We start from the raw sequence: 25,495 nt of genomic DNA, 5'->3' as shown, positions 1-25,495 counted from the left end.
ACCTATTTCTACTATATGATAAGCTTGTACGAATTATGTTTGCAACTTTTTATACTTTTAAGAAGCGACGAATTGACATTACACTTCCCCACATACCGATTAAAGCACCGATTAACACTAGTAAACCAGCTAATTGGAATACGAAAGGACTGTATGGTAGAAGCTCGAAAATTGTTCCGCCAAGTTTTTCGTTAAACACACCTTGCAACGAATTATACGTAACTAGAATTAGGCCAATTGGAATAATTGATCCTAATACTCCTAAGAATAATCCCTCTAGCAAGAATGGCCAACGAATAAACCAGTTTGTTGCACCAACAAGTTTCATAATTTCAATTTCTGTACTACGAGCATAAATTGTAATTTTAATTGTATTAGAGATTAAGAACATCGCTGTGAATAAAAGACCAGCAATTAACGCAATCCCAATGTTACGACCAGTTTTTACAGTATCAAATAATCGTTCAACTTGCCCTTTTCCGTACTGAACATTACTGACAAACTGCATTTTTTCAACTTTCTTCGCGATTGTCGCTGTATCTGTTGGTTCTTTTGCTTTTACAACGAATACGTTTTTAAGTGGGTTATCTTGTTCAAATAACTCAAACGTTTTTCCACTATCACCTAAGCTTTTAATTAAACGTTTTAACTCTTCTTCTTTAGAAGAATATTTAATAGAATCTACTTTTGCAATCTTACTCATATCTTCTTCTAATTTCTTTTGATCCGCTTCTTTTGCAGCTGGATCAATGTGTACACGAATCTCTACATCTTGCTCTACTTTCGTCGCAAAATGGTTCATATTCATAATCGCTGTTAAAAAGACACCTACAAGTAATAATGTAACTGTTACTGCACTAACAGAAGCAAATGTCATCCATCCGTTACGTGATAGATTCTTTACACCTTCTCGCAAATGTCGACTAAGGGCCTTAGCCTTCATATCCGTATCCTCCCTCAATCTCATCTCGAACAATTTTTCCGCCTTCAATCGCGATTACACGATGACGGATTGTATTTACGATATCTGCATTATGCGTCGCCATAACGATCGTTGTGCCGCGCTCATTAATGCGAGTAAAAATATTCATAATATCAAGAGCTGTTTCAATATCTAAGTTACCTGTTGGCTCATCGGCAATTACAACCTTTGGTCTATTTACAATTGCTCTTGCAATAGCCACACGTTGTTGCTCCCCGCCCGAAAGCTCACTTGGAAGTGCGTCTGCACGATCTTCAAGGCCTACAAGACCTAGAACTTCTGTTACACGCTCACGAATTGCATCCGGTTCTTCTTCAATTACTTCTAAAGCAAACGCAACATTCTCATATACCGTTAATTTAGGTAGCAATTTAAAATCTTGGAAAATTACGCCTAATTGACGACGAAAATACGGAACGTCTCTTTCTGCCAATGTTTCGATAGTAAGTCCATTTACATTAATAGATCCTGTAGATGGTTTCTCTTCACGATACATCATTTTAATAAATGTAGATTTTCCGGCTCCACTCGGTCCAACTACGTATACGAATTCACCTTGTTTAATGTTAACTGTAAGACCAGCAATGGCTTTCATACCATTCGGGTACTCCTTATAAACATTCGTCATTTTTATCATTATTTATCACCCAATACTTAATGATTTTTTTCGAAATACTTTTCTGTACATCTGAAAATAAAAGACATCCTTCATTTTCACTTATTCATCCTTGTTGAAGGTAGTTTACTTATGCTTTCCCATAAGCAATACCACTCTATGTAATATATTTCAGCAAAATTCTACAAACCCCATTGTAACATCAAACGGTTTCCAATTTGGATACATTTTTGTTACAGTTATGTTACATTCCAGAAAAAGGAAAACGAGTTGAATATATTATCAACTCGTCCATTTCACCTTTTTTATTTATGTTCTGCTAACCATTCAGATACTTTTTTCGCATCTTCACCTTGAATAAGTCCTGGTGACATTGAACCGCGGCCTTTTTTAATAATCTCTTCGATATCTGCGGCGTCGTACTTACCGCCCACTTTTCTTAAATCAGGTCCAGTTGCCCCTGATAAATCTGTTGCGTGACATCCAGCACAACTTCTTTGGAAAATTTGTTCTGCGCTGTCTGTGCTTGCAGACTGTTTCGAAGACTTACTCTCTTCTTTATTTCCGCATGCTCCTAAAGTAAAAACAACCGATGTCCCTAGCGCAATAGCCAACAATTTCTTTTTCACTTCTATCGCTCCCCATTGTTGATATTCTTTTTATTCCTAACACACTCATTTTCATTATAAGCATTATCTTTATATAGAAAAACTAAGGTGTATTTCATATTCCTCAAAAATACAGTGAGAACCTTGATAAAATAAAGCTTTCATAAGTTGTTTCAATTCTGTGAACAACTTAAAAAACTTCTATAAAGAATCCTTTTTAAAAGGAAAATTAGAAAAGTTCTATATAAATCTTCACCCTATTACCGCTCTATTTTACTATTCTCTACTTTTTACAAAACAATACACAGCATTGTAATCTACATATAATCCCATCAAAAAGAGAAGTTGTCGTTTCCAACTTCTCTTCCTCTTTACTTCATCTATAAAAATAAAATCAAATGCCTTATATCCTCTATATCCTCAGCATGCGCCAACAATTTTGTTGGCTTTTTTTCGCTTATTAGATGCGAGAACGTAAGTAAGCATCAATAAATGGATCAATCTCTCCATCCATAACTGCTTGTACGTTACCAACCTCCGTATTTGTACGGTGGTCTTTTACAAGAGAATACGGGTGGAATACGTAAGAACGGATTTGGCTACCCCATCCGATTTCTTTTTGTTCCCCACGGATTTCATCTAATTGTGCCTGTTGCTCTTCTAGTTTCTTTTGATATAATTTCGCTTTTAACATCTTCATCGCATGCTCACGGTTTTTAATTTGTGAACGCTCTGACTGACACGTTACAACTGTATTTGTCGGTGTATGTGTAATACGAACTGCTGAATCTGTCGTATTTACGTGCTGTCCACCCGCTCCACTTGCGCGGTACGTATCAATTTTTAAATCTTCTGTACGTACTTCGATTTCAACTTCATCATTGAACTCTGGTACAACTTCACAAGATACAAACGATGTATGACGACGACCTGAAGAATCGAATGGTGAAATACGTACAAGACGATGTACACCTTTCTCTGCTTTTAAGTAACCGTAAGCGTTATGACCTTTAATTAATAAAGTTACACTCTTAATACCAGCTTCATCACCTGGTAAATAGTCAACCGTTTCTACTTTAAATCCACGTTTTTCAGCCCAACGTGTATACATACGTAATAACATAGAACCCCAGTCTTGTGACTCAGTTCCACCTGCACCTGGATGTAATTCTAAAATCGCATTATTTTTATCATAAGGATCACTTAATAGTAACTGAAGCTCATACTCATTCATTTCTTGAATTAAGCCTTTTACTTCTGATTCTAATTCCTCATGTAAATCTTCATCATATTCTTCTTTTAAAAGCTCATGCGTTACTTCTAAATTTTCGAACGTCTCATCTAACTGACGGAAACTTCCAACCATATCTTTTAACGCATTCGCTTCATTAATTACAACTTGTGCGCCTTGTTGGTCATCCCAAAATCCTGCGCCCATCATTTTTTCTTCTAATTCTGCAATTTGGTTCTCCTTAGTAGGGAGGTCAAAGAGACCCCCTAAAAGCCGCTAATCGCTTAGCCATTTTCTCTAATTCCTGTCTAATTTCTACTAATTCCATTTCCTTCACCTCTATGTAATTGCTGTTACTTTCGTATGAAAACAAGGGAAACTCTCTCCACTTATTACGGAGAGAGTTTAATTCTTCTTAATTATACATTTTTGATATAAAAGTTTGCAAAGCAGCCAAAGCTACCGCCCTATATTACTGAACAATACCACAGCAGTTTTTATATTTTTTACCGCTACCACATTTACATAAATCGTTGCGGCCCACTTGGTCACCTTTTACAACTGGCTTTTTCTTCGCTTCTTCGCCATCGCTAGATGGATGAACAGCTTCACCTTGAACAACTTCTTGACGTTCTAAGTTTTGTTCAATTTCAGCTTTCATAATGTAACGAGAAATTTCCTCTTCAATAGAAGCAACCATTGACTCGAACATCGCGAATCCTTCCATTTGGTACTCACGAAGTGGATCAATTTGACCGTAAGCACGTAAATGAATACCTTCACGAAGGTGATCCATCGCATCAATATGCTCTGTCCATTTCGTATCTACAACGCGGAATACAACAACCTTCTCAAACTCACGCATTTGCTCTTCTGGCATAAGCTTTTCCTTGTCATTATAACGCTCTATTAATTTCGCGATAATCGGTTCGCTCATTTCCTCAGGAGCAAGGCGACGTAATTCTTCTTCTTTTATGTCTCCTTCTTGAAGAAGGTTTGTATTTAAGTAGTCAACAAGACCTTTAATGTTCCAATCCTCTTCAATTTCCTCTTGTGTATGAAGCGCAACAGCACGTTCTACTGTAGATTTCATCATACCTTCAATAATGCCACGTAAGTTTTCCGATTCCATTACTTCTTGACGTTGCTTATAAATAACTTCACGTTGCTGACGAAGTACATCATCGTATTGTAATAACTGCTTACGTGCATCATAGTTATTTCCTTCAACACGTTTTTGTGCAGACTCTACCGCACGAGAAACCATTTTACTTTCAATTGGCTGAGAATCATCCATACCAAGACGATCCATCATTGCTTTCATATTATCTGAACCAAATCGGCGCATTAATTCATCTTCCATTGATAAGTAGAACTGCGTCACACCAGGGTCCCCTTGACGACCAGCACGACCACGTAACTGATTATCAATACGACGGCTTTCATGACGTTCTGTACCGATAACTGCTAGACCGAAGATTTTCACATCGTCTCCAAGCTTGATATCTGTACCACGACCAGCCATATTCGTTGCGATCGTTACAGCACCTTTCATACCAGCTTCTGCAATGATATCTGCTTCACGCGCATGGTTTTTCGCATTTAAAATGTTATGACGTACACCTTTACGCGTTAACATTTTTGAAATAAGCTCTGAAGTTTCAATTGCAACTGTACCTACAAGAATAGGTTGCCCTTGTTTATGACGATTCACAATATCCTCAACAACTGCATTGAACTTACCTTCCATTGATTTAAAGATTAAATCGGCACGATCATCACGAATAATCGGTTTGTTTGTTGGAATTACGATAACATTCATATTGTAAATACTACGGAATTCTTCTTCTTCCGTTTTCGCTGTACCAGTCATACCAGATAATTTTTCATACATACGGAAGTAGTTCTGGAATGTAATTGTCGCAAGCGTCATACTCTCATTTTGAATTTCTACACCTTCTTTTGCTTCAATCGCTTGGTGCAAACCTTCGCTATAGCGACGACCTTTCATAAGACGACCAGTGAATTGGTCTACAATTACGATTTCGCCCTCTTGTACAACATAATCTGTATCACGATGCATAACAACGTGTGCACGAAGCGCCTGATTAATATGGTGAAGAAGTGCTACATGTTTTAAATCGAATAAGTTTTCAATATGGAAAGCTTTCTCTGCTTTCGTAATACCATCTTCTGTTAACATTACATTTTTCGTTTTCACATCAAATGAATACTCTTTTTCATTTTCTAACGTACGAACGAATGCATTTGCAAACATGTATAGCTCTGTTGATTTTTGAGCTTGTCCCGAAATAATAAGCGGCGTACGCGCTTCATCGACTAAAATAGAATCGACTTCATCGATAATAGCAAAGTGAAGTGGACGTTGAACGCACTGCTCTTTATATAAAACCATGTTGTCACGTAAGTAATCGAATCCAAGCTCATTATTTGTGCTATACGTAATATCAGCAGCATAAGCCTCTTGTTTCTCTTCGCGTGACATACTATTTAAGTTAATTCCTACCGTTAAGCCAAGGAACTCATGAAGTTGTCCCATTTCGTTCGCATCACGTTGTGCTAAGTATTCATTGACTGTAACAACGTGAACACCTTTTCCTGTTAAAGCATTTAAATATACAGGTAATGTAGATGTTAACGTTTTACCTTCACCCGTTTTCATCTCAGAAATATTCCCTTCATGTAAGGCAATACCACCCATTAACTGTACGCCATATGGACGCATTCCAAGAACACGAGTTGCCGCTTCGCGAACAACTGCAAAAGCTTCAGGTAGTAGATCATCTACTGTTTCACCTTTTGTTAGACGTTCTTTAAATTCAAGCGTCTTTCCTTTTAATTGTTCATCAGTTAGTGGCTTAATAGATGACTCTAATGCATCAATTTGCTCAACTGTCTTTTGCATACGTTTAATTTGGCGTTGGTTTACATCAAACACCTTTTTTAAAATACCGATCATAGGAAATACGCTCCTCTTTTATTAAAATAAAACTTCCGATTGTTTTTCTTTTTCTCTATTACAATCAGTCGTTGTAAAAATCAAATGTATGTTATGCCAATTTTTCTCCTAATTAAAAAAACTAAAATGTATATACCTAATGATAATTGTAACACTTGTCTTATAACTATGACAACAATCGGCCGAATGTCAGGCCTTATATTCAAAAAAGTTTTCATTTCATTTGTTCCAACAAACTAATATGTCTTTTCTCTATCCCTCTATTGCAAATTCCGTATTAAATATCCCACTTTAAAAGAGGATAATCGAAGGAAATCTATTAGTTTTAAATGAACAATTACAAAAAGCCGGAAATTCCGCAGGTGCAGCATCCATAGATACTTACACCTGCGAAACAACTCCGACTTTAAACGATACTGTTATGTTGCAAGATCTACTCAACCACAGCAAAAAACACCCTTAAAATATATCTGGATCAATCACGAATTTTATTAATTTATTGGTATTTCTAATTCATGATATTTCCCTTTCTTATCCTTCATAAAAGAAATAAATTTCACCTTAGTTGATTCATTTGAAAAGTTTTTATAATTTTTATAAGGGTCATCTCCTATAAAATAATTTGTCCCTATATATCCTCGTACTGTTTTACCAGCAGGTATTACAGGATCAAACTGATATTGTTTAGGTAACTCCATTGCATACGGAATTACATTATAAAACTCGCCTATTTTAGAATAAAACAATGTATCGGAAATAGACTCATTACTAAGCAAGTTAATATCCCGATTTGTTGTATTTGTAATATTTAAAGGTAAAACATACGTCACTACTTCACGGTCTTCATAAGGATCATAAACTTTTGTAGGATCAAGAGGATCAAGAGCATGAAACGTAACTCCTTGTCCATCTTCAAAAGTTCTATTAGATAAAAATTCATCTTTTACCACTTTATAAGATTCATTATTTAGATTTAATGTTTTAAATCTAAATAAACTAGCAAATATACATAGTAACAGACACAATCCAATGATTATTAAGACATGATTTCTTGTCACTCTTAATCTACCAACTTTCCATTATTAACATGTACAATGCGATCTACTATACCGTTATCCAGGACATGCACATCATGACTAGCTACTATAATAGTCGTTCCTTTAGATTTTTCTACTTCCAAAATATCTAAAACATCTTTTATCCCATCACTATCTAAAGCATTAGTTGGCTCGTCTAATAACAATAGTGTTGGTTGTTCCATTAAAGCTTGCGCTATCCCTAAACGTTGTTTCATACCTAAAGAGTATCTTTTATACTTTCTCTTATCTGTTTTATCAAGTCCAACCCTTTGAATAATATTATAAGTTTCCTCATCAGAGATTTTATTGTTAATCGATGATAAAAACTTCAAGTTCTGAAAACCAGTATACCCTGGAATAAAACTTGGATATTCAATCAATATCCCCATAGAATCAGGGAATTGCTTTTGTTTTCCAATCATTTCATTATCTATATAAACAACTCCAGAATTTAAACGCATTAATCCTGATATAGCACGTAAAATCATTGTTTTACCAGAACCATTATGCCCCTTCAAAACTAAAAACTCTCCTTTTTTTACTGACAAACTAATATTATCTAACACAATATTTCCTTTTAATCTTTTCGTCATACATTCACATTTAATATAATTGTCCATAAATTATTCACCTATCACATCTAGTTTTTTAAAACAAAAACTACCTAATAAAATCATTACAACAACAATTACTACTCCTATTAGAAGTAAATCATTCCATTGAATAGATTGATTATTACCTAAAGTCAATTGAATTGAACTGTGATCAACAAAATACCAACGATTTGGCATAACAAAAGATCCTAAAAAATAAATACTATGAAAGAAAATAGACAAAAATAGGTACAACAACATTAGTACAAAAACAATAGTTATCGGTATATAAAACGTTAAAAACTCAAAAATCAAAGCTAATAAAAAGCTTATAATTATTTGAATTAGCATAGTACCTAATATCTTATAAGGAAATTGACTATATAAATTTAAAAAATTATACTCTCCTAAAGAAAGCAAATAGTAAGCGCTAAACCAAATAAAATACATACCAATCCAAATAATAATTATATAAAAAAACAAAGATAATATTTTCGTTAACCACAGAAAATGCTTCTTCTTAACACGAGGAAGTAAATAAACACCATTCTGTTGAATATCTGAAAAAGCAAAATTCCCTACAAGCAACAAAGGAGTGATTTGAAAGAATATCCAATAAAAAGGAATAGAAAATCGCCCCTCCTTATAAAAATAAGATAAATCCACAAAGTCTACTTCATGAAAAAATCGATAAAAGGTAACATCTACTAATACAGATTCTTTACCATTACTAAGAGGCTGATTGTATAAAAAAGCAATTGCAATAATAGCGTAAATTAAGAATAAAAAAGCCATTATCTTGATGGAATCTCGAAACCTTACATGTAAATCTCTTTTTAACAAATAATATAAGATCATAATGTAAACTAGATCACCTCTGTCTCATCATTCATAGAAATATAACTTTTTTTAGATAAAATCCATACACTTATAAAAAAGATAAAAAAACAGCCAAATAAGCGTATAAATAAACCAGTAGCATCTTCAAACACATTTATATAAAAAGCATTTGTAAATAAAAATCCATGTAATATAAATCTATCTAATAAAACAGCAGTAATCATACATATTATTACAAGTAAACTAGGTAAAAATAATTGCAATAAAGCACTTATCATACATATAAAAACACTCGCAAATAATTGAATGCAAAATAATAATGGATAATTTACATCAACACTAGTTATAGCCATCCTATTTGACATCAAAAACAACTGTAAAATCATACTCCCAGCAAAAAAGGAAACAAAAACGAATAACTTTATATAATATATGGAAACTAATTTCAATACATTATTCACTCTGTAAACAACATAAATACTAAAAAAATTCGACATAGAATATACAGAAAAAACAATTGTTAAAGGAATAAATATAGTCGACAAATTATAAAACGACATAACCTTATACAAAGTTTCCAATTCGTTCATTTTCTCTTTTACAATGCCCTGTTCAAAATAATTGAACAAGCAACCAATGATACTAACATTAAGTAAAAAGAGAATACTTAACCCAACATATTTCATCCTTATAGTTTCTTTCATTACATTATAAAAGAACATGCTTCCTACTCCCCCGTAAATAAAGAACTACAGAACAAAACCAAATACATAACAGGACACTAAGAAAAATTTGCAATTCAAAAAAGCCAAAATCTTTAATTAAATAATCTTTAGGATTGAGAATCCCTTTTCCAATACCAAGCCAAAAAATATGTAAAACAAATGGAACTAAATAAATAAAATAAACTCGTTTTATAAAAAACGAAATTGATAAAGCCAAACTCGAAAAAACCGCACCGTATAAACTATTTAAAAATACATACATTAGAAAATATAAAGTAGGATACTCATAATAAACCGTATTAAATTGAGCTGTTGGTGAAACAGTAGCCGCCATATAATTTAATATCGGATGCGGAGCAACTGTCGGATAAGTCATCGCATATAAATAAAAATGAAATAGTAAAGGGACACTTATAATAAAAAAAGATACTATAAAATTAATACAATAAAGTAATCTAAAATAATGACGCGTTCCCATCTTAGAAATGACAGGATAAATAAATCCATAATTTTTATCAATTCTATAAATCCCAGCTACAGCCATTGCAGAAATCATAGGAAATATAAGTAGATAAAATTCACTATAAAATGGTAGTCTATTAAAATGTAAAATGTTAGATAAATATGGAGATACCTTTATAATCCCAGCATCATTAAATCCTTTCGTTGTTACACACATAGCAATATATTGAGCAATGACAATTACTAACATAATAAATACAGACAACCAAAACATCCTACCTTTTAAAATCCTTCCTAAAAAAGTAACTCATCTACAACTCCTCCATAAACCATTAATGAAATTTAAATCTTTTTTAATATGAAAAGTTGATCCGCAACACCATAACATTTATTTTCTTTATTTAACCAAATGTAACGAAAAGAAACATTTGCTCTCTCTCCTTCAAATTTAGGAAACTCAACTTCATACTGATAAACATCATTTGTACCTTTTCTTTTTACACTCTTAACTTCTTGTTTCCACTGAATTATTTTTCCATCAATTTGTTCAATCCGTCCCAAAAGATACGTTGGTTTTTTCTTATTCGTCACACCCGTTAAAAAAACATAATAATTTTCTGGTATAACTCCTGACTTTAATTTTTTATTTGAAAGCTTATCCTCTATTAAGCTATCATTTCTTTCTATTTGACCTTGAAAGAAATCATGACCATTTTCACTTTTTAAAAACACTTGTTCAACAATAGTATTTTTCTTAATTTCTTGTAACTGAATACTTTTCAAATTATCTTTTTCCGTTAAAGTATCTTCAATATTTACAATCGGTTCATCTACTTTCTTTTGACAAGAAACTAAGAAACTAATACTCAATATAAAAAAACAAACTAAAATATATCTTGAGATAAACCTCATTACAACTCCTCCTATTTTAAAAATGAAATAGCAGGAAAAGCCGTATAATCAAGACTCGGAACTATACGACTTTTTCTAGTACTACACAATAAATAATTTCAATTTATAATTTCTAAATCAATATTCAGTGTAAGGTCCACTCGGTCTTACACTATCAGGACTCCAAGCAGTAGGATAAGCATTATTTTCTCTAGAATAACCACCAAATCTCACAGGTACATTTTTCCCATAGTTTTCATATGCGTAATTTTGGAAAAGATACGTTTTACCTGGTTTCACCGTTCCTTCATGCTTACCCGACTCACCTGAAACATTTACCCAATCTCTATTACCTTTACCTTTATTTTTATCAGCTTCTGTCCAAACGTTAAAAGAACCACCGCCCTTCTCACTACTCTTTACACGCATATACATAGAAGTAGGTGTCTCTTTAGGACGTGCATTAGTAAAATCATATGCATTCCAAAGTCTAAAGGTAAATTCTACATGATCATCCTTTGTATCAGCCTTAGCAGGTTCGGTTAAAGCAAAAGTACTAGCTAAAATACCTAACGATAAAACAGATCCAAACATAAAACGACTTTTTTTCTTAATGCTCACTAAAAGCACCTCCGATAATTTGTAGCATTATATCGATTTTATTTTTTTACTAAAGAAACAAAGTAAATCTATATAATTCAATTTAAAGATAACAAAAGCAAAATACACTATCAATTGATTCCAGAAAACTTAATATTTTATTTACAATTATAAAATATTGTTAAATTAAACAAAATTAGTATACTCCTAACAAGTACATACTTATGGAGATAATCATATTCAAAATCTCAATACAAAAAAGCGCAGCCATTTCGGCTGCGCTTTTGAATTATTATTTAGTTTCGATTAAACCGTATTTCCCATCTTTACGGCCATATACAACATTAGTTTCATTTGTATCAGCATTTGTGAAGACGAAGAAATTATGTCCTAGCATATCCATTTGTAGGATCGCTTCTTCAACGTCCATCGGTTTTAAATCGAATCGTTTTGTACGTACAAGTTCTAATTCATCCTCTTCTACCGCATCCAGAACAGCTACTGCTTCTGGAAGGATAAAGTTCGTTTTCACAGAACCTTTCTCACGTAACTTACGATTTACCTTTGTTTTATGTTTACGAATTTGTCGCTCAAGTTTATCAACTACTAAATCGATAGCAGCGTACATATCGCTATTAGTTTCTTCTGCACGAAGTAATAAATCAGTAAATGGTATTGTTACCTCGACACGTTGCTTGTCAGAGTATACTTTTAAATTAACTTTAATCTCTGGGAATGTATCAAAATAACGCTCTAACTTACTTAGTTTTTTCTCTACATATTCCTTTAATGCTGGAGTTACTTCAATATTTTCACCACGAATGTTGAATTTCATAGATGAATTCCTCCTTTCAAGCCTATGTACTATAATTTCGACACTGGCTTAAAAACTCCTTCTAACTTTTTTAAAAAAATTAGTGGAATTGCGATTTTTTTATCGTTTTTTGTTGCAATGAAAAGATGCATCGTTTCTATCTTTATTTTATCCTATTAACATCGTGAATAACGAATATAACTGTGGACAATTCGTTACAGAAAAGAAACAACTTTTTGACAACTTACCCTATAACAAAAAACCCCTTGCGAAAAACAAGAGGTTCTACTACATATATATAACGTTGCCACAAACGCAGCTTTCTCTTCCCAAAACAATATCCCCTACAGTTTCACAACATTAGCTGCTTGTGGTCCACGTGCTCCATCTACAATGTCAAACTCTACTTGTTGCCCTTCTTCTAATGACTTATACCCATCTTGTTGAATAGCAGAAAAATGGACAAATACATCGTCACCATCTTCACGCTCAATAAACCCAAATCCCTTTTCTGCATTGAACCATTTCACTCTTCCTTGCATGTTCATTCCATTCCCTTCACTCTAAAAATCAGGGCATTCGCCCCATATTTTGACTATAACGAATGACAACATATGAAGTCAAAGAAGACTTATCGCCTTTTTATTATCCCTTTCGACACTGCCATATTAACTTCTACAAAGTGTCAAACTAGATACTTCCCTTGCCCCTCTTTCATATAACAAACTTCCGATTTGCCTAACTGTAATTCCAGTCGTATACACATCATCAACGAGTAAAATATGTTGCCCAGAAAACATCTCTTCTCCCTGAAAATAAAAAGGATTGCTTCCTGACACCCTTTCTTTACGTGTCTTCTTACTTTGCTTTTCTGTTTCCCTTCTTCTTAATGATGGATAAGAAATTTTGACAGGTAAACAAGTTGCTAATAACTCAGCTTGATTAAAACCACGTTCAACTGCCCTTTCCTTACTAAGCGGAACAGCGATAACGGTTGAAACATTAGCAAAATACTTTTGAAATAAACTTCGAAAAGGACGATAAAAAATGCGCACTAACTCTGCATCCCCCCGAAACTTAAACTGCGCTACTATTTCTTTCATCTCATCATCATACATATATAACGAACGGTTTTTAAAAGAACGATACTTCGCCTCTTTCATCCACCTTAGACAATCTATACAAATACCGTCTTCTTGAAATGAGGCAGGAACATATTCTAAAGGCCGCCCACACTCCATGCAAATTTCTCCTATAATATAGGAAAGTTTCTGCTCACATCTATCACATATATATTTTCTATGACACTTTACAAAAAAATTGTACCAACTAACCGTTTCTACAAAACACTCATCACAAAGTAAACAATGCATTAATCGATCAATCCTTGTTCTTTCGCATTTTTATTCATACCTTGAATATGTTTTTTCGCGCGCACCATCGCCTCTGTCTTACCATAGTGAAAATAAACGACCTCTCCATACGGTGCTTCAAAGCTCCGCCCTGCTCGGCCCGCAATTTGTACGAGTGCACTTTCTGAGAATATTTCTTCTTCCGCCCCTAAAACCGCTACTTGCAAATTTTTTACTGTTACGCCTCGCTCTAAAATTGTCGTTGTAACTAATAATGGGATTTCTCCTTTTCTGAAAGCCGCTACTTTTTCTTTTCTACCCGGATCTTCTGCATGTACACCTTCAATTCGCTTGTTTAATGACTTTAACAACAGGCTTATCTCTTCTATATATCGCACATGGGGAACAAATAAAAAAATAGGATATTTTTTATTTAAGTACGTTTGTAACCACTGTAGTAAAACTCGAGGAATTCTTTTATGAATGAGGCTTTTTTTCCAATTCCCGCACCAACAAAACAAAGGAACTGGCAAAGGATGACGGTGATATCGTCCAGAAACAATAACACCTTTTTGTTCACCTCTTCTAAATTTTCGCTTCCACGTTTCATCTGGAGTCGCAGTTAAATAAATACGCGCCGCTCTTTCTTTCATCGCTTGTTTTACCGCGTACTGTAACATTTGATCTGCACAATATGGAAAAGCATCTATCTCATCTACAACCATGACATGAAACGCCCTATAATAACGCAATAATTGATGCGTGGTTGCAACGACTAGTACTGCATCTTTTTCTTTATCCACACTCCCTCCATATAAAGCCGCTACCTTTATATATGGAAATACTTCTTGTAATCTCGGTGCTAATTCCAGAACAACATCCGTTCGCGGCGTTGCGATACAAACTCTTTCTCCTTTTTGAAGCGCTTCGTTAATACCGTAAAACAACATCTCTGTTTTCCCAGCCCCGCATACAGCCCAAATAAAAAATGATTCTTTTCGCTTAATAGCCTCTATAACTCCTTGCGCCGCCAAATTCTGACCAGTAGACAACGTTCCGCTCCACCGTAACAAGTTTAAATTCTTTTCTCTCTTTCTTTCAGCAATCCCGCGAACAAGTAAAGCACATTCACTTACCCTCCCCATCGTTATACACTTCCGGCAATATGTGCACACTTTACTGCACCTTTTACATAAAAACGACGCAAATAGCCGCTGTTCTATATTTCCACAACGCTGACATACATATTTAGAAGCCTTCTTTTTTACACCTTGTACACACACGACCTCTCCCTTCTTTTTCAAATCATTTAATTCCCTCTGTAAATCTGAAGAAAGTTCGTCTAATAGCAACTGTTTCCCCGGTAGCATCGACAATCACCTCCAGCACTACTATAAACCCTTCTTCAAATCCCGTAAAAACTCAAAAAAGCCGATAACCTACTTATAAAATAGTAAGCTATCGACTTTATACACGTTTTTTATTCTTTTATAAATCCTAGAATCGACCGTAACCTAAGAAATGTTTTTGGTTATATGAGCTGTTAATATCACCGTACGCAATTCCTTTATCACTAGCATGAATCATTTGGCCATTACCAACGTAAATACCGATGTGAGATGGACCTGCTTTATAAGTACCTTGGAAGAATACTAAATCTCCTGGTTGTGGGCTACCTACTTTAGAAACTGAGTTCCAGTAACCTGCAACGTCTTGACGACCTACACCAAAAATGTAAGAAATGAATCCACTACAATCAAAACCACCGTTTGATGGAGATGCACTTCCCCAAACATATGGTAAACCTAAGTAGCTTTGCGCTTTACCAATTACGCCACCCACATTTGGAGCTGGCTTTTTCTCTTCTTGTTTAGGTGCTTCTTTCTTAGGCTCTTCTTTTTTTGGTTCCTCTTTTTTAGGTTCTTCTTTTTTAGGCTCTTCTTTTTGAGCTTGTCCACCATTGTTTGCTGGTGCAGCTTGCTCTGCAGGTGCTTGTGCTGGCTGAGCTTGCGCAGCTTTAGCAGCTTGCTCTGCTTGTTTTTGAGCAGCAGCTTCTTGTGCAGCTTTTGCTTGTGCTTCTTCTTCTGCAATACGTTGTAATTGTAACGCTTGTTTTTCAAGCTCTTTCAATTGACCTTCTGTACTTGTCATTGTAGTTACAACTGTATCCATTTTACCGCTTAAATCGTTTACCGCTGTTGCTTTTTTCTCTTTTTCAGCGTCAAGTTCTTTCTTAGCAGTTTCAATTTGAGTTTGTGCTTCTTTTAATTCTTTTTGTTTCTCTTTTACCGTTGCAACATCTTTTTTCACACTAGCTTGGTCTTCTTGCTGTGTTTTCATGATATCTTCATCAGACTCAAGAATTTTAGAGACAGAAGTTAAACGATCAACTAAATCTGCAACGTTTTTAGAGTTTACAAGAACTTCTGTTACAACGTTCGTATTTGGTTGTTCTTGAAGTGCAACTAAACGCTTTCTTAATAACTCTTCACGTTTTGCAATCTTCGTTTGTAATTCTGCAATATCTTTATTTTTCTTTTCAATTAATTGCTCAGTATCAGAAACTTTTTTCGTTGTTTCATCAAGCTTTGCAGCATTCTCTTGAACAGACTTATCTAAACCTTGAATTGTTTTGTTTAATTCATTCATTTGTTTTTGTAATTCATCACGTTCTTGTTGTTGTTTATGTAAAGTGTCATTTTGTGTATTAATTTGTGATTTCACGTCAGAAATTTTATCTTCTGCAAATACATTTGGTGTTAGCCCTGAAAACATTAACCCTGCAACTAATGCGCAAGATGCCATTTTTAGCTTTTTCATTTTATTTTTTACACCGCTTTCTTTTTTCTTTTTCCGTATATAACCTATAAAATTTATACCATAATTCGGGATTTTTTTTGCTAATGTTACGTTTTTGTAAAACAAATGTAATATTATATGTAGCTCTAGCGCAAAATTCGTATATTTTTGTATGTGTGTGTAGAAATTTATATAATTTTCTTACTTCTATAAACAAAGAAAAAACGTAAGGAATCCCTTACGTTTTATTAAATATACGAATACAAATGAAATGCTACTTCATCCATTTCTCAGCCCAATTTTGGACCTCATCCATAACACTTTCTAACGCTTTTCCCTTGTCAGTTAAGCCATACTCGATTCGAACTGGTACTTCTGGATAGACATTACGAACTACAATGCCCTCGCTTTCCAATTCCTTCAAACGCTCTGACAACATACGATCGCTCATATTTGGGATAATATCTGCGATTTCTCTAAAACGTTTCGACTCTTCAAGCAAAGATTTAATAATTAAGCCAGTCCACTTCTTACTAAGCAGAGTAAAAGCTGACTCAAACTTTGGACATAAACAAGAATTATGCTCCATATGTTTCACCTCTCTTCTATTATAATATAGTTTCTTGTAAAAAGTAAGTTATAAAACTTTCCTCATTATTTTATTTTACGTACATTTTACCATTTCCAAATATTAACTTGTCAACTAAACGTAACATACCCGTAAAAAAACCCTCTTAAAAAGAGAGCTTTTTATATCTTTATTACTTCGTATACCATCCAAGACCTAATGCACCTTCACCTAAGTGCGTACCAATTACAGCTCCAAAATAACCTGTACGAATTGTGACGTGAGGATATTTTGCTTCTAATTCTTTCTTCCATTCATTCGCTTCCTCTTCACGTTGCGCATGAATGATAACTGCTTCCATAGGTACACCTTTACTTGCTTGCTCATCAAAAATTTCAATGATACGTTTTAATGCTTTTTTACGTGTACGAATCTTTTCAAACGGAATAATGATTTTATCTCTAAAATATAAAACTGGCTTCACTTGTAACAGACTGCCGATGAAAGCTTGCGCGCTATTTAATCGACCACCACGTTGTAAATGATGTAAATCATCAACTACAAAATAGGCGTCCATCGTTTTCTTCATTTCATCAAAACGAGCAATAATCTCTTTTGGACTCTTTCCTTCACTTGCTAACCTTGCACCTTCACGCACATAAAATCCTTGTACTTCACAACTAATTTCAGAGTCATACGTGTATACATCAATACCCTCTACCATCTGTCCAGCTGTCGTTGATGTTTGATATGTACCACTAATTCCACTTGATAGGTGAATACTAATAACTGCATCATAATCTTTAGCTAGTTCTTCATATAGCTCAACAAACTTTCCGATTGCTGGTTGAGAAGTTTTTGGAAGTTCCTCTTGTTCACGTACTTTCACATAAAAATCATCTGCTGAAATTTCAGCTTCTTCTTGATAAGATTCTGTTCCAAACACAACGTTTAATGGAATCATATATATATTGAGTTCATCACGGATTTGCTTCGGTATATATGCTGTACTATCAGTAACAATAGCTATTTTCATTTTCGTACCTGCCTTATAAAAAGTTTTATTTCCTAATTTTACACGAAAACTACAAATGGTGCATCCATACAGGGAAATGCCGGTTGAAATTATACTCACCATCTCGACAAATTACAACAAAAAGATAAAATACTCACCAAAAACTTCAGCCTATTTAGAAAAAATGTTTGAATATAAAAAGGCTCGCTTTTAAAATGGAAAGTACTAGTCATTTTGATAGATAGGGGCGTATACAAGTGCTATTACAATATTTAACAATCAAAGACTACGGCGAACACGAAATCGTCATTCAAAAATCAAGATTTATTTGTTATATTAGCCGAGCAACGACTGAGGAAGAGGCTCAAGAATTTATACAAAAAATAAAAAAACAGCATTGGAATGCAACACATAATTGTTCCGCTTATTTAATTGGCGAACAAGATCATATTCAAAAAGCAAATGATGACGGCGAGCCTAGCGGTACAGCTGGCGTACCAATGCTAGAAGTACTAAAAAAACGTGGGCTAAAAGATACCGTCGTTGTCGTAACACGCTATTTTGGTGGCATTAAACTTGGCGCAGGTGGATTAATTCGTGCATATGGAAAGTGTACAAGCGAAGGCATTAATCATGTCGGTGTCGTCCAGCGAAAACTAATGCGTGTGATGCAAACCGAGATTGATTACACATTACTTGGCAAAGTAGAAAATGAATTACGTAATTCAAAATATGCCATTAAAGATATACATTATCTAGAAAATGTCACATTTGATACTTATGTAGAAGAAGACGGCAAACAAGCATTTACAAATTGGATGATTGAATTAACAAACGGGAAATGTACAATTACAGAAGGAGATATGTTGTACTTAGAACAAGATGTTATCTAAGCATAACTCTTTTATCACCTTCAAAGATTAATGTAGTGAATTACTTCCCTACAAATGAACTAACGAACTAAGGAGATTATATATGGAAGAACGTTATTATCATCTCCAAAATAGCAGAATAAAAAAGAAGCGAAGAAGGAAACTTTTCTTCTTCCTTATTTTCGCATTTTTATTTGGCAGCATAGGAGTTTATGTGTTAAATTCTTACTCTTCTCTTATGGGGATGTATAGTGGTTTTACTCGTGAAAAATCGGATTTAAGAAACAAAGATGTAGAAATTACAAAGGAACCTTTTACAATTCTCATTATGGGTATAGAAGATTATGCGACAGACGGTCAAAATGGTCGTACAGACTCATTAATGTTTGCAACAGTCAATCCGAAAACTCAAAAGATTTCACTTATGAGTATTCCTCGTGATTCTCGAGTTAAAATTGTTGGTAAAAATAAGGAAGACAAAATTAACGCTGCCCATGCTTACGGCGGAGAAGAAATGGCAATCAAAACTGTCGAAGGCTTTCTAAAAGTTCCTGTAGACCATTATCTTAAAATTGATTTCCAAGGCTTTAAAGGTATCGTTGATGCTGTCGGCGGCGTTACGGTTGACGTACCCTTCGATTTCTGGGAGCGCTCTGACGTAGATTACTACAAAAAAATTCAATTTAAGCAAGGACAGCAAAACTTAAACGGTGAAGAAGCACTTGCTTACGTCCGTATGCGAAAACAAGATCCAAATGGCGATTATGGTCGAGCTGCTAGACAAAGACAATTACTAGCCGCTGTTGCCCAAAAGTTAAACTCCACCTCTACTGTATTTAAAATTAAAGATTTAACAGCTGTCGTTGGAAAATATATAAAAACCGACATTCCTATTTCAGACGGACTTGCTCTTTACAATAAACTTTCTGGATTTGATCCTTCTACAATGCAAACGTTAAAGCTTGAAGGCGAAGACAAAAAGATAGGCGGTATTTATTACTTCCTTCCAGATCCAATCAGTGTAGAAACGGTGCGTAACGAAATTGAAAAAGAATTAGGGGAAAAAGCAAAAAATCCAACTACAAAAAACAACTCAAATCCTGATTCAAATTCAAGTTCTAATTCTAATTCTAACGAACAAGCAAAAAAAGAAACAAACCAAAATAAAACACCAACTGATCCGCCACCTTCTACAAATGCTCATGCAGAGTGGATTATGCGCAATCAGCCGTAACAAAAAGGCCCAATCTATCCGATTGGGCCTTTTTTATTTACTTATTAAAGTGTTGTAAAATTGCTTCTACAATGCGCTCTGATGCACGACCATCACCGTAAGGGTTAGATGCTTTCGCCATCTTATCATGAGCTTCTTTATCTGATAACAACTCATCTGCAAGACCAAAGATTGTCTCTTCGTCTGTTCCTGCTAATTTCAGCGTACCTGCTTCAATACCTTCAGGGCGCTCTGTTGTATCACGAAGAACAAGAACTGGTACCCCAAGTGATGGAGCTTCTTCTTGTACACCGCCAGAATCCGTTAACATTAAGTATGAACGAGCTGCAACATTGTGGAAATCAATTACATCTAGCGGCTCAATTAAATGAATACGATTATGTTCACCTAAAATTTCATTTGCTATTTCACGAACAACAGGGTTCATATGAACAGGGTACACAACTTGTACATCTTCATGCTTATCAACAAGACGCTTAATTGCACGGAACATATTACGCATAGGTTCACCTAAGTTTTCACGACGGTGAGCTGTCATAAGTACAAGACGATCATTTCCAAGTTTCTCTAGTACAGGATGACTATATGTTTCTTTTACAGTCGTTTGCAACGCGTCAATCGCTGTATTTCCTGTGATGAAAATACGTGACTCATCTTTATTTTCCTTCTGTAAGTTCGTTGCTGATTTTGCTGTTGGTGAGAAATGAAGATCCGCCATTACGCCTGTTAATTGACGATTCATCTCTTCTGGGTATGGAGAATACTTATCCCACGTACGAAGGCCCGCCTCAACATGACCTACTGGAATTTGATTATAAAAAGCAGCTAAGCTTGCAATAAATGTTGTTGTTGTATCACCATGTACAAGTACAATATCCGGCTTCGCTTCTTTCATTACTTTATCCAAACCTTCTAAACCGCGTGTTGTAACATCAATTAAAGTTTGGCGGTCTTTCATGATATTTAAATCGAAATCTGGTGTAATTCCAAAGATATTTAATACTTGATCTAACATTTGGCGATGCTGTGCTGTTACAGTCACAATCGATTCAATTTTTTCTGGGTGTTTTTGCAACTCTAATACAAGAGGTGCCATTTTAATTGCTTCTGGACGTGTCCCGAAAATTGTCATTACTTTTAAACGTTCAGTCATGTGATTGCCTCTTTTCTTTCACTAATTACAGCTTCTATTATGACATATAAAAATATGCATGAGTACATCCCTTTTTAACGCATAACAGAAACTTTTCTATTACAAATACTTTTTCTGCCCACCGAGTAATAATCTATCTTTTGTTTCTTAACATCTTCATCAGTATAACAATTTCTCCCATCGAATAAAATAGGCTCTCTCATAAGTTGTACGTACTTTCCTAATGGGTACACTCGAATAGCTTCCCATTCTGTTACGATAAAAACCGCACTCGCATCTCTAATCGATTCATCTATACATCTACTATATTGTATAGCATCTCCAAATATATTTTTCACATATTGAATTGCTTTTGGATTGTACAGAACAATTTCTGCACCTATATTAAGTAATGCTTCTATTATAATAAGAGATGATGCCTCTCTAATATCATCCGTATTCGGTTTAAATGACGCGCCAAGAACTGCAATCCGCTTTTTATTCATGTTCATAACTTTTTTCGCTTTTTCAATCAATAGCAGCTGTTGCTTATTATTTACTTCAATAACCGCTTTTAACAAACGAAAATCATGAGCAACATTTCCCGCAATTTGCACCAGTGCTTTCGTATCTTTCGGGAAACACGATCCCCCGTATCCAATGCCCGCATTTAAAAAAGATGCACCAATTCTCTTATCCATTCCCATCCCTTTGGCAACATCCAATACATTTGCGCCTACCTTCTCACATATATTTGAAATTTCATTAATGAAACTAATCTTTGTAGCTAAAAAGGCATTCGATGCGTATTTAATCATCTCTGCACTTTTAATATCTGTAACATACGTTTCTAAGCATAATTGGCTATACAAACTCTCTACTCTTCTTGCTACTTCCTCACTATCCGCTCCAATTACAATACGATCTCCATGAAAGAAATCATAAATACCTGAACCTTCACGCAAAAACTCTGGATTCGATACGATATGTACTGTATGCCTCCCTTTTAAATTCCCCTCAATCCATCCCTTCATTACATCATTTGTACCTACTGGAACTGTACTTTTCGTAACAACAATAATATCGTTTGTCGCATATAATCCAATATCTTTACAAGCACTCTGAATATACGTTAAATCCGCCGTCCCATCTAATAAAGATGGTGTTCCAACTGCAATAAATATAAACTCTACATCATCAAATGCCTCTTCTTTATTTGATGTAAAAGTTAAAGCGTTATTCTCATATGCATAATTTATTAATTCATGTAATCTAACCTCATAAATAGGTAAATCCCCTTGTTTTATCCGTTCAATTTTTTCATCATCTATATCAAAACATGTAACTGAATGCCCCAACTTTGCCAATCCTACTCCTGTAATCAATCCAACATATCCAGTACCTACTATCGTAATTTTCATTTCCTTTTCGCACAGGAATTTACAATAGAAAAGATATGAAATACAGAATTCTCCCTGTGCTTCCCCCTCTCACATTAAAAATGAGAAAACCCTTTTCCTTCTTCATTATATGAATTACTTCCCTCATTCTTTTTAAAGTTTTTGTAAAATTAAATGCACTATAATATAAAGTGAAACTTTAATCAGTGGGGCTTTTACGGGCAGTTGATCCCCACCTAACTTCTTTGCTTCGCTGAATTTTGAGGTGGGGGTCTTACTGTCCGTTAATGCGGGATAAAGTAAAACTTTAATTAGTAGGAACGGGGCTACTAGTTGACGCGAGATAAATTCCCACATTTTAACATGAAACTTACTCATTTCTACGTGTAACACTTATAATACTGAACTAAAAGTATTCACTATCGAAGAAAAAAAGGAAATGTCATATTCCAAAGTCCAGTACGATTAACCTTCTCATATGATGCAACATTCTATATACAATTGTCATATATTCTATCCGCTTCCATTAACCGTAAAGAGAAAAAAAGATTGAATTCTAATCTTTTTGTGATACCATATGTTATGAGCCTGTAAATAAACATCATAATTTTCAGATAAATATATCTTCAAAAAAAAAAATTACGTTAGAATATAAAGGGTGGGGTATTAATGGACTCACAAGTGATTTATGCCATTTTGGCATCTTTCATCACTGTACTCGTCGTTACTCCTTTAGTTATTAAATTAGCTTTTAAAATAGGAGCGACAGATAAGCCAAACGCACGTAAAGTGCACCAAAAGATTATGCCACGTCTTGGCGGGTTAGCAATATTTATTGGTGTAGCTGTAGGATTTGTGGTCGGCGGCTTATATGAGCAAAGAATGTTATCGATAACACTAGGTGCGATTATCATTGTAATCATCGGAATTTTAGATGATATGTACGAGTTATCTGCAAAAGTAAAATTCAGTGGACAACTGTTAGTTGCCATTATGATTGTAAAAAGTGGATTATTAGTGCAAGTATTATATATCCCATTCCTTGGGGATACTGAACTTGGATGGCTTGCTTATCCAATTACAGTATTTTGGCTTGTAGGTATTACGAATGCAATCAACTTAATTGACGGCTTAGATGGATTATCTGCTGGTATTTCATCTATCGTACTTGCAACGCTAGCATATATGGCCTTCACTAGCCCATGGGGTACTGGAACAGCTATTATCTTGCCACTCGCATTAATTATATTAGCAAGTACAATTGGATTTTTATTCTTCAACTTCCATCCAGCAAAAATTTTCATGGGAGATACAGGAGCACTATTTTTAGGATACTGTATTTCTGTTATATCGTTACTTGGATTATACAAAAGTGTAACGTTATTCAGTTTTATCGTTCCAATTATCATTTTAGGTGTACCTATATTTGATACGATATTTGCAATCATCCGTCGTATCGTAAATAAAAAACCTATTTCAGCACCAGATAAATCGCATTTACATCACCGCTTACTTGCAATGGGATTCTCTCATCGTAAAACGGTACTAATTATATACGCATTCGGTATTTTCTTTAGTGTAAATGCCATTATTTTCACTAGTGCAACGTTATGGTTATCCATTATTCTTCTTTTCGCTTTGATTTTCTTCACAGAAATCATTGCTGAAATAATCGGGCTTGTACATGAACGTTACAAACCACTTATTTCCTTTTATAAAAAAGTGAAAAAACGCGAAGACTAATTGTAGTATAGCCTTTACCATTATGAAATATTCAAATAGCATCCTTTAGGATGCTATTTTTTATTCCTTATTTTATATTTCCAAAATATAGATTGTTTGAGAGTTCCTCTATTGGAGAAAGATATACATAATAAGAAAAGTATCAAGTTTTTTTACATCTTGATTGTCAAACTGAGGGTGAATGTTATGATCAAGCGAATATTTCAATGTATTATTTTATTCTTAACAATTACTATGTACGCATCATCTAATACTGAAGCAACAACCGTTATTCCTGCTGAACATCATCCAAATACTGAAACGACCTCTCCTACACAAAAAATTGCGTACTTAACATTTGATGACGGGCCAAACAAATATACTACACAAATTTTAAACATCTTAAAAGAAAAGAACGGAAAAGCAACTTTCTTTGTTATTGGCGGAAAAGTGCCGCATTACAGAAAAACGATGCAACGATTAATTAAAGAAGGACATTATATCGGGCTCCATAGCATGTCACATGATGTAAAACGCCTTTACACTGGTGACCCTTCCACTTTAATTGGAGAAATGGAACAAACACAAAGTATTGTCCAGCAAGTTACGAAATTAAATACACATCTCGTTCGCGTTCCATATGGTAGTATGCCTTACTTAAAAAAGAATTACCGTGACGCACTTGTATCAGCCCAGTATAAAATGTGGGATTGGACGATCGATACTTATGACTGGAAAAGCTATGATAATCCTTCTGCCATACTCGAAAGAGTGCGTAATCAAAGTGATGAACAAGTCGAAGTTATTTTAATGCATGATTCGAGTGTGACCGTACAAATACTGCCAAAAGTAATTGATTATTTACAGTCACAAGGATACAAACTTCTTCCCTATAATCCATCTTCTCATCTCGAGGTAAATTTTTGGAAAGACACAAGATTGTAACAGCTTTAGTACTTCTAGACTAAAGCTGTTTTATT

General features: G+C 34.5%; 25 protein-coding genes. 4 read left to right on the top strand and 21 right to left on the bottom strand.

Annotated features, from left to right (window positions below):
* Positions 1 to 49: 49 nt before the first annotated feature.
* From ftsX to ATL10_RS07660, 19 genes are all read right to left on the bottom strand, one after another.
* Entirely contained in the window at positions 50 to 943 is an 894-nt protein-coding gene (ftsX, locus tag ATL10_RS07760) for a permease-like cell division protein FtsX (protein WP_110496684.1), read from the bottom strand.
* Positions 933 to 1,619 (bottom strand): cell division ATP-binding protein FtsE, encoded by a 687-nt coding sequence (gene ftsE, locus ATL10_RS07755; protein WP_000594319.1) that lies wholly within the window; start codon positions 1,617 to 1,619, stop codon positions 933 to 935. The genes ftsX and ftsE overlap by 11 nt, the downstream gene beginning before the upstream one ends.
* Before the next feature lie 284 nt (positions 1,620 to 1,903).
* Positions 1,904 to 2,227: a cytochrome c551 gene (gene cccB, locus ATL10_RS07750; protein ID WP_000727975.1), complete on the bottom strand. Its 324-nt coding sequence runs from the start codon at positions 2,225 to 2,227 to the stop codon at positions 1,904 to 1,906.
* A 439-nt stretch (positions 2,228 to 2,666) separates the two neighbouring features.
* A protein-coding gene (prfB, locus tag ATL10_RS07740; protein WP_096001455.1) for a peptide chain release factor 2 occupies positions 2,667 to 3,765 on the bottom strand; the annotation gives its coding sequence in 2 pieces (ribosomal slippage) (positions 2,667 to 3,692 and positions 3,694 to 3,765; 1,098 coding nt in all).
* Between the two features lie 144 nt (positions 3,766 to 3,909).
* Entirely contained in the window at positions 3,910 to 6,417 is a 2,508-nt protein-coding gene (secA, locus tag ATL10_RS07735; protein ID WP_000579372.1) for a preprotein translocase subunit SecA, read from the bottom strand.
* Positions 6,418 to 6,908: 491 nt separating this feature from the next.
* The gene (locus ATL10_RS07730) at positions 6,909 to 7,436 is read right to left on the bottom strand and encodes a hypothetical protein (RefSeq protein ID WP_029948375.1); all 528 of its coding nucleotides are present in this window, start codon (positions 7,434 to 7,436) and stop codon (positions 6,909 to 6,911) included.
* Positions 7,437 to 7,477: 41 nt separating this feature from the next.
* Positions 7,478 to 8,116 (bottom strand): ATP-binding cassette domain-containing protein, encoded by a 639-nt coding sequence (locus ATL10_RS07725; RefSeq protein WP_100910502.1) that lies wholly within the window; start codon positions 8,114 to 8,116, stop codon positions 7,478 to 7,480.
* A gap of 3 nt (positions 8,117 to 8,119) precedes the next feature.
* Positions 8,120 to 8,884, bottom strand: a complete 765-nt coding sequence (locus ATL10_RS07720; protein ID WP_110496681.1) for a hypothetical protein — start codon at positions 8,882 to 8,884, stop codon at positions 8,120 to 8,122.
* Positions 8,885 to 8,955: 71 nt separating this feature from the next.
* Entirely contained in the window at positions 8,956 to 9,651 is a 696-nt protein-coding gene (locus ATL10_RS07715) for a hypothetical protein (RefSeq protein ID WP_016513226.1), read from the bottom strand.
* Positions 9,638 to 10,390 (bottom strand): hypothetical protein, encoded by a 753-nt coding sequence (locus ATL10_RS07710; RefSeq protein ID WP_110496679.1) that lies wholly within the window; start codon positions 10,388 to 10,390, stop codon positions 9,638 to 9,640. The genes ATL10_RS07715 and ATL10_RS07710 overlap by 14 nt, the downstream gene beginning before the upstream one ends.
* A gap of 68 nt (positions 10,391 to 10,458) precedes the next feature.
* Positions 10,459 to 11,028: a hypothetical protein gene (locus tag ATL10_RS07705; protein ID WP_001211060.1), complete on the bottom strand. Its 570-nt coding sequence runs from the start codon at positions 11,026 to 11,028 to the stop codon at positions 10,459 to 10,461.
* A gap of 117 nt (positions 11,029 to 11,145) precedes the next feature.
* Entirely contained in the window at positions 11,146 to 11,628 is a 483-nt protein-coding gene (locus ATL10_RS07700) for a hypothetical protein (RefSeq protein WP_000023374.1), read from the bottom strand.
* Positions 11,629 to 11,899: 271 nt separating this feature from the next.
* On the bottom strand, positions 11,900 to 12,442 hold the full coding sequence (gene hpf, locus ATL10_RS07695; RefSeq protein ID WP_000671193.1) for a ribosome hibernation-promoting factor, HPF/YfiA family: 543 nt from the start codon (positions 12,440 to 12,442) through the stop codon (positions 11,900 to 11,902).
* A 323-nt stretch (positions 12,443 to 12,765) separates the two neighbouring features.
* A complete protein-coding gene (cspC, locus tag ATL10_RS07690; protein WP_001990088.1) occupies positions 12,766 to 12,963 on the bottom strand; it encodes a cold shock protein CspC in 198 nt (65 codons plus the stop codon).
* Between the two features lie 126 nt (positions 12,964 to 13,089).
* Positions 13,090 to 13,794 (bottom strand): ComF family protein, encoded by a 705-nt coding sequence (locus tag ATL10_RS07685; RefSeq protein WP_090978131.1) that lies wholly within the window; start codon positions 13,792 to 13,794, stop codon positions 13,090 to 13,092.
* A complete protein-coding gene (gene comFA / locus ATL10_RS07680) occupies positions 13,794 to 15,143 on the bottom strand; it encodes an ATP-dependent helicase ComFA (RefSeq protein WP_090978133.1) in 1,350 nt (449 codons plus the stop codon). Before comFA ends, ATL10_RS07685 begins: the two co-directional genes overlap by 1 nt.
* A 127-nt stretch (positions 15,144 to 15,270) precedes the next feature.
* On the bottom strand, positions 15,271 to 16,698 hold the full coding sequence (locus tag ATL10_RS07675) for a C40 family peptidase (protein ID WP_000499491.1): 1,428 nt from the start codon (positions 16,696 to 16,698) through the stop codon (positions 15,271 to 15,273).
* Between the two features lie 148 nt (positions 16,699 to 16,846).
* Entirely contained in the window at positions 16,847 to 17,161 is a 315-nt protein-coding gene (locus ATL10_RS07670) for a winged helix-turn-helix transcriptional regulator (protein ID WP_000400857.1), read from the bottom strand.
* Between the two features lie 172 nt (positions 17,162 to 17,333).
* Positions 17,334 to 18,176 (bottom strand): DegV family protein, encoded by an 843-nt coding sequence (locus ATL10_RS07660; protein WP_000684727.1) that lies wholly within the window; start codon positions 18,174 to 18,176, stop codon positions 17,334 to 17,336.
* Between the two features lie 236 nt (positions 18,177 to 18,412).
* Here ATL10_RS07660 and ATL10_RS07655 point away from each other — a divergent pair, with 236 nt between their 5' ends.
* Both ATL10_RS07655 and ATL10_RS07650 read left to right on the top strand, forming a co-directional pair.
* A complete protein-coding gene (locus ATL10_RS07655; protein WP_000926670.1) occupies positions 18,413 to 19,048 on the top strand; it encodes a YigZ family protein in 636 nt (211 codons plus the stop codon).
* Between the two features lie 82 nt (positions 19,049 to 19,130).
* Positions 19,131 to 20,261 (top strand): LCP family protein, encoded by a 1,131-nt coding sequence (locus ATL10_RS07650; protein WP_000392801.1) that lies wholly within the window; start codon positions 19,131 to 19,133, stop codon positions 20,259 to 20,261.
* A gap of 37 nt (positions 20,262 to 20,298) precedes the next feature.
* Here ATL10_RS07650 and wecB read toward each other — a convergent pair whose 3' ends face one another.
* Complete coding sequence (gene wecB / locus ATL10_RS07645) at positions 20,299 to 21,414, bottom strand: non-hydrolyzing UDP-N-acetylglucosamine 2-epimerase (protein WP_000140121.1); 1,116 nt, start codon at positions 21,412 to 21,414, stop codon at positions 20,299 to 20,301.
* Between the two features lie 74 nt (positions 21,415 to 21,488).
* Entirely contained in the window at positions 21,489 to 22,814 is a 1,326-nt protein-coding gene (locus tag ATL10_RS07640; protein ID WP_110496677.1) for a UDP-glucose dehydrogenase family protein, read from the bottom strand.
* A gap of 648 nt (positions 22,815 to 23,462) precedes the next feature.
* Between ATL10_RS07640 and ATL10_RS07635 the strand changes: the two genes are divergently transcribed.
* The gene (locus tag ATL10_RS07635; protein ID WP_110496675.1) at positions 23,463 to 24,536 is read left to right on the top strand and encodes a glycosyltransferase family 4 protein; all 1,074 of its coding nucleotides are present in this window, start codon (positions 23,463 to 23,465) and stop codon (positions 24,534 to 24,536) included.
* Between the two features lie 186 nt (positions 24,537 to 24,722).
* Positions 24,723 to 25,460, top strand: coding sequence for a polysaccharide deacetylase family protein (locus ATL10_RS07630; RefSeq protein WP_097846189.1), 738 nt, complete (start codon positions 24,723 to 24,725; stop codon positions 25,458 to 25,460).
* Positions 25,461 to 25,495: the final 35 nt, after the last annotated feature.

The organism is Bacillus sp. 196mf (assembly GCF_003217275.1).
Taxonomy (GTDB): Bacteria; Bacillota; Bacilli; order Bacillales; family Bacillaceae_G; genus Bacillus_A; species Bacillus_A thuringiensis_S.
The sequence above is the reverse complement of the archived record's forward strand: the minus strand, read 5'-3'. Positions and strand labels throughout refer to the sequence as shown.